Origin of the sequence: Citrobacter sp. wls718, assembly GCF_005280945.1 — a bacterium.
Classification (GTDB): domain Bacteria; phylum Pseudomonadota; class Gammaproteobacteria; order Enterobacterales; family Enterobacteriaceae; genus Citrobacter; species Citrobacter gillenii.
Window position 1 is genome coordinate 1 of sequence record NZ_SZWV01000027.1, and the last position, 6,184, is coordinate 6,184.

The window sequence follows — 6,184 nt, forward strand, 5'->3', positions numbered from 1 at the left end:
AAAAAAAAGCCCTCTGACAAAGAGGGCTGTTATCTGATATAGGCTTGTTATGGTCTCACTGCGCGTCCGAGTGAATCTAACTGGTTTTTGAGCCCCTCTAGCTTAATCTGACTTTGACTCATCATGTCCTCTGCACAAGAAAGGCAATAGTAGGACTCACCTTGAGTTGAGTTTTTTACGCTCAACCTGAACTCGCCTTTAGTAATCACATGCTTCTTGTCGTGTTTACAGGTAGTTTTCCTCGAAGCCACCTCAAACTTAGCACTAACAATAAGAGACTTGAATTTAGCCATTAGACCATTCCTGTCTTATGTCTTCGGCTATGTTAGGAATGGCTGATTTAGCCTCTTCAACCTGTTCTAAACTTAGGTTTTCTCTGTCACCACTATTACAGCCAATATGGTCATTAACACGATTATGTAACTCTCTTACAACCCAAGAATAGTTATCCTGAGACTTATTGAAGTTTCTACCTTTTGTCTTAAACCCAAGTTGATTGATGAGCAATCCGGCATGGTGGTTAACGAGATCATTAATAGCCTGCCTCCCAGCTCTCCTTTGATCCTGCTTGCTCAACCTAGACTTACGTAAAATCTCTATTGCCTCATTGGCCGTTAAACCTAAAGCTGCTAGTTCTTTTTTTAGCTCCTGAACATCTCCGATGGGATCTAGTTCTGATGCTATGACACCATCAGTGCTAGTGACCTCTACAGGAATAAGCCTATTGTGTCCTCCAGTTTCATCAGGGTCTCTTTCACTAGTGCCATCAGAACCAAAATCTACATCCTCAACCTCAGGTAACAAGTCAGCAAAAAACTCTTGGTCGGCTTGGCTGAAATTCCTAAAGTCACTCCACCTGTTGGCAATATTTGCTCCAACATGGAAAACAACAACACCTCTATTAACCAAATCCCCAGGGGCGTTTTGTTTTACAACTCGCATGACTCGACCAACAAACTGAACAAATGGGCTTAGATTAGAGAAAACACTACCAACCATAGCTACCGATAAAAATTTGTGGTCAAACCCTTCACCGAGCATTTTTGATTGAACGATTACATCCAATTCGTGATTTTCTAACTTGGAGAATACTTTATCGTTCACTGCTCCATCTTCATTGGAGTGAACATAATCCGCACGCAAATTCCTAGCAAGGAACGCTTCTTTTATCTGGATGCAATGTCTATAATTAAGGGCAGAAGCAATTATTTTCAGTCGCTGCTCTCCAGATTCCTGCCGAAGCCTGTTGAGCTCTTTTATAGAAAGATCTACTAGCGTATTCAGAGTTTCATTAGACATTAAAACACCACGTCTAAAAGATGCCTCTTCCTCACCTAGGCGTTTAATTTCTTCTGGGCTTGTTAAGGTTATTTCATTACCATCACTGTCCACATAAACTAGTTTTGATGGGCTAATCATTTTCGCGTGAAGTCTTTTTATATAACCCTCCCTGATTGCTTCAACAACAGGAAAACTATATATAACCTCACCGCTCATCAACTGACCATCACTTCTCATTGGGGTGGCGCTGTAGTTTACTATCTTGGCTTTTGGGAACTTTTCTTTAACTTTAATCCAAGTGTTTGCCTTGTTGTGATGAGCTTCGTCAACAATAATCAGATCAAAGAAATCAGCGTCTAACTGCTCTAGCCACTTGTTATCATCCCCAGCTATTTGTTGGATATTAGAGACAACAATATCACTAGCTCGTATATCGTGAATATTTGTTTTACCACCAGACTCAATAATGCAAACTTCTGGATATTCATCAACGCCGTCAAAAAAATCACATTTATTATAAAAGTTATCAGGCTCGCTGAATTTCATATCCTTAGCTAACTGATCTCTGATTTTCTTTCCAGGGGCTATTATCAGAACCCTGCTAGATTCTGTCGCATATGGTGTTATTGATATCAAACCAGACTTTCCACAACCGACTGGAAGTATTAACCCAACTTCTTTCACTTCTTTATTTTCGTAATGTTCTCTTATCTTTCCGAAAGCTTCAACTTGCGGACGTCTTAATTTATTTTTCGCTGTGATGTCTTTATTTTCAAATGGCACTTTTACGCTTCCTTCTGTAATATGTCGCTCGACTAATATTCATGTTTAACCATGGTTCCAGAGTTCTTTCACTAAAAGTATCTACAGCCCTTCCTCCGCCCTTGCTTTTAACGCCTCCAACACGGCCTCTAGCCGATTGAATCGATGGTGCGTGAGTTCTCTTAACATATGAAGAAAAGGACTCTTTTGAGAAATTTTTATTCGTCCACTTAGCAATGCTTTTAGCAATTCCACTAACCTCACTTTCATCCAGAGGTACTGAGAATTGCAAGTTATAGGCGCTGGCACGTTCGTAACAGGCTTGCAGCCACTGGTCGTACTCTGGCCATCCCTGACGAATGGCACGATATGCCCACTTTCGGGTTTTATCGAATAGGGTGCAATTGCGGCCTAAGCCGTAATCGGCAACGATTTCTTTGTCGTTCGCAGCGTTCAGGTCGAGCGAATCGGACAGCCAGTCCAGCGTATAGAGCTCCGGCTGCCAGACGGCAATTTTCCAGTACCCGTGGTTCGGATTCTTGCAAATTAACCCCGAATACCCCACGTCAGCGTCCAGTTTTTTACGTAGCGCGTTCTCTACGGCAGCAGCGTACTTCAACGGCTTCATTTTCCCGTCTGGTGCGGTGCGAATCGAGGTTTTCAACGCATAAAGCAGGTGAGCGTGTCCATTTTCGGGGTTGGTGATGGTAAGCGTAGGCGCAGGCGCATTGCGATCGCTCCAGTCGATGGCAGCACCAATGCGGTCAACGTCAAAACCAAGCCAGAACATGGCGTGAGGCTGGTTGAACTGGATATATTTCGCCAGAATAGCGCGCTCTTTTCCCGCGATGCGTACACCAAAGTGCAGATCGTCCGAAAAGTAGGGCTTGTTAGGTAAGCGGTCGTTGAACAGGTCGAGAGCTAGGTTAGCCAATCTCGCCAGCGCTTATGGCGGGCTGTTGTCTTGCACTCTGCATGTGCTAATATCCTTCTTAGGTTTTATGCCTAGCCCTGATTGATCATGTCTCTTCCGCCAAGTTGAAACCATGATTATCGGGGCTTTGTTTTTTCTGCCGTTAAAGTTACACGCGAACGGCGGTTCCTGTCGAATCCTTCCGTCATAAAGCCTTAATGTGAAGCAAGTTCCTGAAAGAATTTAGGGTTGGCCTGTATGGTCGCCAGCACCTTCGCCGCCAGTCCGGTCGGATTACGTCTGCCCGTTTCCCAGCTTTTGATGGTATCGAGGCTGGTGCCAAGCACCTTTGCCATTTCATCCTGCGTCACGTTCAGCTGGGCGCGGAGGGCCTTCACGTCAGCCAGTTCATAGCGTGTGACACGAGCAGGAGATTTCACGCCATTTTTGATCTCGACGGCTTCTTCGAGTGACGCTTTCAGTTCGTCAAAAAAACTCATGCTACACCTCGTCTTTCAGTAGTTTCGTCAGCTTTTTAAGGTCGGCTTTTTCGGCGTCCGTCAGGCTGTCTTTGGTGCTTTTCGGGTAGGCCATCACCAGATAGATAATTTCCTCGGTAGCGAGAAAGTAAATCACCCGTACACTGCTGCTTTTCCCCTGTGTGCCGGTCGCCATTCTTATTTTTCGCAGCCCGCCGGTTTGCCTTATGAGATCCCCTTTATCCGGTGACTCAATCAGCGTCTTCTGGAGCTCCTTGAGCTCATCGTCCGTGGCGATTTGCTTTATCTGACGGGTAAATATAGGCGTTTCGATAAACTCTATCGCATGGCTCACTGTGTCATTCCCGTTACATCGCAAGAGTACATTGTACACCATGGTGATATTATGTCTACGTAAGACGTCCAACATGGGCGTTGCTAAAGCGCCACAGGCCGGGATTAACCCGGCACTGAAAAGTACGTTACGAACGCACGCCTAATACGGCTATTTTGCTATCGAGGTATAGGAGGACGTATTCGCCAATGTCGAATACGATTCCTTCTGCCCCGAGCAGTTCGAAGGTCAATTTTTCCATTGCCATTCTCCTGTCGGTGGTGGCTACATCGCCACCGGGACGCAAGCTGCATCTGCCTCTTACTCTTTATTTATCAGACTACCTCGAAAAACCATCCCAAAAGAACAATGCGTCAAGGCTAAAGCGTCGGGCCGTGATAGCGGGTGCGCTGCTTTTCCAGTTTCAGCTGATATTCGTGCTGTTTTACGAGCGCATTAACCGGCTGAGATTGCTGCTCAAGCTCTCGACCTGACCGCGCAAGCTGTTCACCTGATTGCTCAAGTGCTGACACGCCCTGTCGCTGCGGTTCAGTGCCTGTGAGGTAGTTTCGAACATGTGCTGCAAACTGCTGTAGCTTTCCTGCCACGCCTGATGCTGTTGCTCGTAGCTGGCCTGTAAGCTCTCTAAGGCGCTCAGAAGCTGTTTTTCCATTTCGGTCATGGTTTTCTGTGTCCTGTGGGTCAAAATCGTTCAGGGGCGTTTCTGTGCGTTCTGTAGGGGTTACTTCGAGGTGTACTTCACGACCGTATTTCCCGCCGTTGAGGTGTAGCTCTCCACGCCGTGTGCCTTCACCGGCAGCACCACCAGATAGCCGTTCTTCTGGCTGTCGTCGCTGTAGATCGTCACTCCCGCGCCGCTTTTCGCTTTCAGGCTCGCCAGCTGCTGGCTGTAGCCGTCGATGTCGTTCAGGCGTGAGCTGATGATCTGCCCCTGAAGCCAGATTATCCCGCTCAGGATGCCAATCAGCAGCGCGGCGCAGACCACTATCCAGATCAGCGCGGTAGTCACCGTGGCTCTGATCATGCCCGTCAGCCTGCCGTTCTGTTCGCGGATAGCGTTGCTGATGCTCTGCGAGCTTGATTGCAGTTCCGCGCTGATAGACGTTTCCAGCCTCAAGAACTCGCGCTTCACGCTCTGCTCGGTATCCTGCGCTTGCTGCTTCGATTTCTCCTCGAAGCCCTTCGCCAAATTTAAAATCTCGCTCATAAATCATTCCTTTCAGCCGGATGTTTCTGCCGCCGGACGGGTCGGCAATACTGATGCTGCTTTTGGTTTCCCGCGCCACGGTGAGACCAATGCTTTCGAGCTGATTCACCACGTCCTGCCGGCTGCGTATCGCGCCCTGTGCCATCAGGTTCATCAGGCCGGCTGTCAGCTTTTCCGCTGCCTGCTGTTTGTCTCGCGGCAGATCGCTGGCATGCGTCAGCGGGCGGCGATAGGCGGGGTCATTCGGGTCGCGCAGTCCAAGCCGGTCATTGGTCAGCGTCTGCCAGGCGTTTACCCTGGGACGGTCGGCGCGGTCAAAGTAGGGTTGCAGCCGTTTCCCGCTCTGCAATTCGATGTTCGGGATCACGAAGTTCAGCTCGAGGCGGCCTTTATCCTGATGCTCAACCCACAGACAGGCGTACTGGTCTTTGTCGAGACCGGTCATCAGTGTCTGTTCCCATTCGTCCATCAGCCGTTCTTTTTCAGGCTCTGTAATATCGGCCTCCTGAAAGGACAACACGCCAGAGGTGTAGGCGCGGGCAAAGTCACAGCCGTCAATCAGTTCGCGGGTGCGTTCGGCATCTCCCCGCAGCACGCGGGCTTCACTACGCTGGCGATCTTTGCCCAGCAGGTAATCAACTGGGCCACTGCCTGAACCAGCGCCCCGTGAGTGGATTTTAACAATCACGGTGCTGCTCCAGCAGTTCACTGAGATTGCGGTCGAGGCTGTTTAACACCGCAAGCAGGGAAACACGATCAGTGGGGTTCAGCCCGTCGAGCTGGTTAAGGCGGCGGGCGATCTGGTTGAGGTTGTTGCCAATCCCGCTGACCTGTCGCAGCAGCTCAGGCGCAACGTCAGGCAGACGGCGCTTTCTGGCGGTATGTTCTCCCAGACCGAGCAGACGCAGCCATTCAGCCAGATGGGTTCGGTCACACCGGTCTATCAGACGCTGATGCTCTGCGTCTGTCAGACGAATTTTGATCTCTCTCGTGCGCTTTTCCATTCTCACTCCGCTGAGAAATATTCGCACCCAAAGTGCGAAAGTTTCGCAGTGGATGCCCGGGGTTTCGGGGGGGCGGCGAGCCCCCTGAACCAGTCACAGACCGTACCTCGTAGAGGGGACGCTGTGTGTACTGGCTTAAAGTACTGTGGAGTATGTCAGATTCTGTGGTTGCTGCAAAAAAAA

General features: G+C 49.0%; 7 protein-coding genes and 2 pseudogenes. All 9 read right to left on the bottom strand.

Annotated features, from left to right (window positions below; all coding sequences use genetic code 11):
* Positions 1 to 285: 285 nt before the first annotated feature.
* The gene (locus tag FDW95_RS05215) at positions 286 to 2,064 is read right to left on the bottom strand and encodes a DEAD/DEAH box helicase family protein (protein WP_115260016.1); all 1,779 of its coding nucleotides are present in this window, start codon (positions 2,062 to 2,064) and stop codon (positions 286 to 288) included.
* Positions 2,054 to 2,977, bottom strand: a complete 924-nt coding sequence (locus FDW95_RS05220; protein WP_115260015.1) for a replication initiation protein — start codon at positions 2,975 to 2,977, stop codon at positions 2,054 to 2,056. Before FDW95_RS05220 ends, FDW95_RS05215 begins: the two co-directional genes overlap by 11 nt.
* Positions 2,978 to 3,171: 194 nt before the next feature.
* A complete protein-coding gene (gene nadS, locus FDW95_RS05225; RefSeq protein WP_115260014.1) occupies positions 3,172 to 3,456 on the bottom strand; it encodes a NadS family protein in 285 nt (94 codons plus the stop codon).
* 1 nt (position 3,457) lies between these two features.
* Positions 3,458 to 3,790 carry a type II toxin-antitoxin system RelE/ParE family toxin gene (locus tag FDW95_RS05230; RefSeq protein ID WP_115260017.1) on the bottom strand — a complete coding sequence of 111 codons (333 nt, stop codon included), beginning with the start codon at positions 3,788 to 3,790 and terminating at the stop codon, positions 3,458 to 3,460.
* Between the two features lie 424 nt (positions 3,791 to 4,214).
* Positions 4,215 to 4,451 carry an MbeD family mobilization/exclusion protein gene (locus tag FDW95_RS05235; RefSeq protein WP_015060316.1) on the bottom strand — a complete coding sequence of 79 codons (237 nt, stop codon included), beginning with the start codon at positions 4,449 to 4,451 and terminating at the stop codon, positions 4,215 to 4,217.
* Positions 4,452 to 4,511: 60 nt separating this feature from the next.
* Positions 4,512 to 4,814 carry a hypothetical protein gene (locus FDW95_RS23490; protein ID WP_249358920.1) on the bottom strand — a complete coding sequence of 101 codons (303 nt, stop codon included), beginning with the start codon at positions 4,812 to 4,814 and terminating at the stop codon, positions 4,512 to 4,514.
* An 87-nt stretch (positions 4,815 to 4,901) separates the two neighbouring features.
* Positions 4,902 to 4,997, bottom strand: a pseudogene (locus tag FDW95_RS23495) (MbeB family mobilization protein); the annotation flags it as partial.
* A 46-nt stretch (positions 4,998 to 5,043) separates the two neighbouring features.
* Positions 5,044 to 5,466, bottom strand: a pseudogene (locus tag FDW95_RS23500) (relaxase/mobilization nuclease domain-containing protein); the annotation flags it as partial.
* Positions 5,467 to 5,674: 208 nt separating this feature from the next.
* A complete protein-coding gene (locus tag FDW95_RS05250) occupies positions 5,675 to 6,001 on the bottom strand; it encodes a MobC family plasmid mobilization relaxosome protein (RefSeq protein WP_115260012.1) in 327 nt (108 codons plus the stop codon).
* Positions 6,002 to 6,184 lie beyond the last annotated feature (183 nt).